2 protein-coding genes are annotated in these 2,428 nt (G+C 63.2%); both read right to left on the bottom strand.

Going from position 1 to position 2,428, the window contains the following annotated elements:
* Nucleotides 1–241: 241 nt before the first annotated feature.
* Nucleotides 242–1,507 (bottom strand): TCR/Tet family MFS transporter, encoded by a 1,266-nt coding sequence (locus EN964_RS31835; protein ID WP_127272755.1) that lies wholly within the window; start codon nt 1,505–1,507, stop codon nt 242–244.
* Nucleotides 1,508–1,663: 156 nt separating this feature from the next.
* Nucleotides 1,664–2,428 (bottom strand): neutral zinc metallopeptidase (locus tag EN964_RS31830; protein WP_127277224.1); only part of this gene is annotated, 765 nt, incomplete at its 5' end.

Below are 2,428 nucleotides of genomic sequence, written 5' to 3'. Positions count from 1 at the left end.
CATTGACGGTTGTAGCCGGAGGGGCAGCGGGCGACTTCGCCAAGCCTCGGGCCGGATGGCCATCCGGCCCGAGGCTCAATCGCTTCCATCGCACATAATCATCTCGTGCAGATACAAGGGGCGGCGCAAGCGTCAGGACGATTGGCGCTTCACAGCGAACGCATCGGAATGTCCAAGCCACCGCCCGGCCCTCGCTGGCTTCTGGGATGGCCCTCCCAGGTGAGCGCAATGCGGCTGTGGCTCACACCTGCGCTCCATCTTCGGCGACGCCGGCGGAGACATTTGCGCGCGCCGCGGGCCTCGCCACCTTGGTGACGAAGACGATGACCGCCAGCGTCAGAAAACATGCGCCGACCAGATAGGGCGCACCGCCGAAGGTCACCGGCGCGCTTGGCCCGGTGAACCAGGAAAAGATCGCCGTATAGAGCAGCGGCGTGATGATCGAGGTGATCGAGAAGATCGAGGTCATCGCGCCCTGCAACTCGCCTTGTGCCGAGGGCGGCACCTTGGCGGCGGCGAGGCTCCTCAGCGGCGGATCGGCCAGCGCTTCCAGACAGCCGACGACGATCACCGCATAGATCATCCAGCCTTGCGACGCGAAGGCGTAGCCGAAGGCGCTGGCTGCCGTGAATGTCAGGCCGATGACCGCCGTCTTCCACTCGCCAAGCCTCGGGATCACGCGCGGCAGCACCGTCGCCATGACGATCGCACCGCACAGGCCGAAGGCGCCGAGCGAGAAGCCGATCTGCTGCTCGCTCCAGCCATAGCGGTAGCTGGAGACGAACGACCAGACCGCCGGATACATCATGTGTCCGAGCGTCATCAGGAAGAAGACAAGCCCGATCCAGCCGATGCCTTGATATTGGCGCATCTGCAGCAGCGTGCCGACCGGGTTGGCGCGTTTCCACTCGAAGCGGCGGCGATGCTTGTCATCGAGCGTTTCCGGGAGGAAAAACAACGCAATGAGGAAATTCACGAAGGCGAGCCCGGCGGCGAAATAGAATGGCACGCGCGGCCCGAACGTGCCGAGCAGCCCGCCCAGAACCGGCCCGATGACGAAGCCGACGCCAAACGCGATACCGAGCAGGCCGAAATTCTTTGCCCGGTTCTCATCGTTCGAGATATCCGCGATGAAGGCTGAAGTCGTCGAATAGCTGGCGCCTGAAATGCCGGCCAGCACACGCCCGATGAACAGCATCGGGTAGGACCAGGCGACCGCGCAGATCAGATTGTCGATGGAGAAGGTCAGCACCGATGCGAGCAGGATCGGCCGCCGCCCGAACCGGTCGCTCAAGCCACCCATGATCGGCGCGAAGACGAACTGCATCGCCGCATAGACGAACAACAGCCAGCCGCCTTCGATCGCCGCGCCACTGATGCTGACCCCGGTCAATTCCCTGAGATAGGCCGGCAGCACCGGCATGATCATGCCGAAGCCGATAATGTCGAGCAGCAGCGTGGTGAAGACGAGCGCAAGGCCCCGTCTGGCGGTTTTGGGGTCGATCATGCTGGGTCAAGCTCCTCTGCTCGCCCTCAGGCGCAGGCGGACGCAGCTTATAGGCGAGCTCGCGGCAAGGAACAATGCGGGAACAGGCCGAATCTGGTCATCCTGACACCCCCTGACGACAACATCGCCGGCAGGTGAAGCTTGAAAACGGTCTGGTCAGATCGGCCCACTCAGCGTGTTGCAATCCGACAGCTTGCCGCTCTTGTAACCACGCGCCAGCCAGGTCTGCCGCTGCTGCGAGGTGCCGTGGTTGAAGCTTTCCGGTACGACATAGCCCTGCGTCTTCTTCTGCAGCGTGTCGTCGCCGATCTTTTGGGCAGCATTGAGCGCCTCTTCGAAATCGCCCTGCTCCAAGATGCCCTTCTGCCCGGTGAAATGCGCCCACACGCCGGCGAAGCAGTCGGCTTGCAGCTCGATGCGCACCGACATCTGGTTGGCCTCCGCCTGGTCCATGCCTTGCCGCATCTGGTTGAACTTGGACATAATGCCCGTCAAGTTCTGCACGTGGTGGCCTACCTCGTGCGCGATCACATAGGCTTGGGCGAAGTCGCCAGAGGCGCCGAACTGTTGGTCGAGTTGCTGGAAGAAGGTTGTATCGAGATAGACCTTGTGGTCGCCCGGACAATAGAACGGCCCGGCGGCCGACGATGCCGAGCCGCAGGCCGAACGGATTTGGCCGCTGAACAGCACCAGCTTCGGGTCCTCATATGTCAGCCCCTGCGATTTGAAGATCCCGGTCCACGTGTCCTCGGTCTCGGCCAGCACGGTCGCCACGAACTGCTTCATCTCATCATTGGCGGGCGTAGCAGAGCCGCTGTCCTCGGTAATCTGGCCGCCGCCGCCCGGCGCCAGTCCGCCGCCGCCACCCAGGATCGTCGACGGATCGAAGCCGAAATACCATCCGGCCAGCACCACCAGGAT

Origin of the sequence: Mesorhizobium sp. M7A.F.Ca.CA.001.10.2.1, from assembly GCF_003998575.1 — a bacterium.
In the GTDB taxonomy this organism is placed as follows: Bacteria; Pseudomonadota; Alphaproteobacteria; order Rhizobiales; family Rhizobiaceae; genus Mesorhizobium.
Note: the sequence above shows the minus strand (reverse complement) of the source record. Positions and strands in the feature narration are given on the sequence as shown.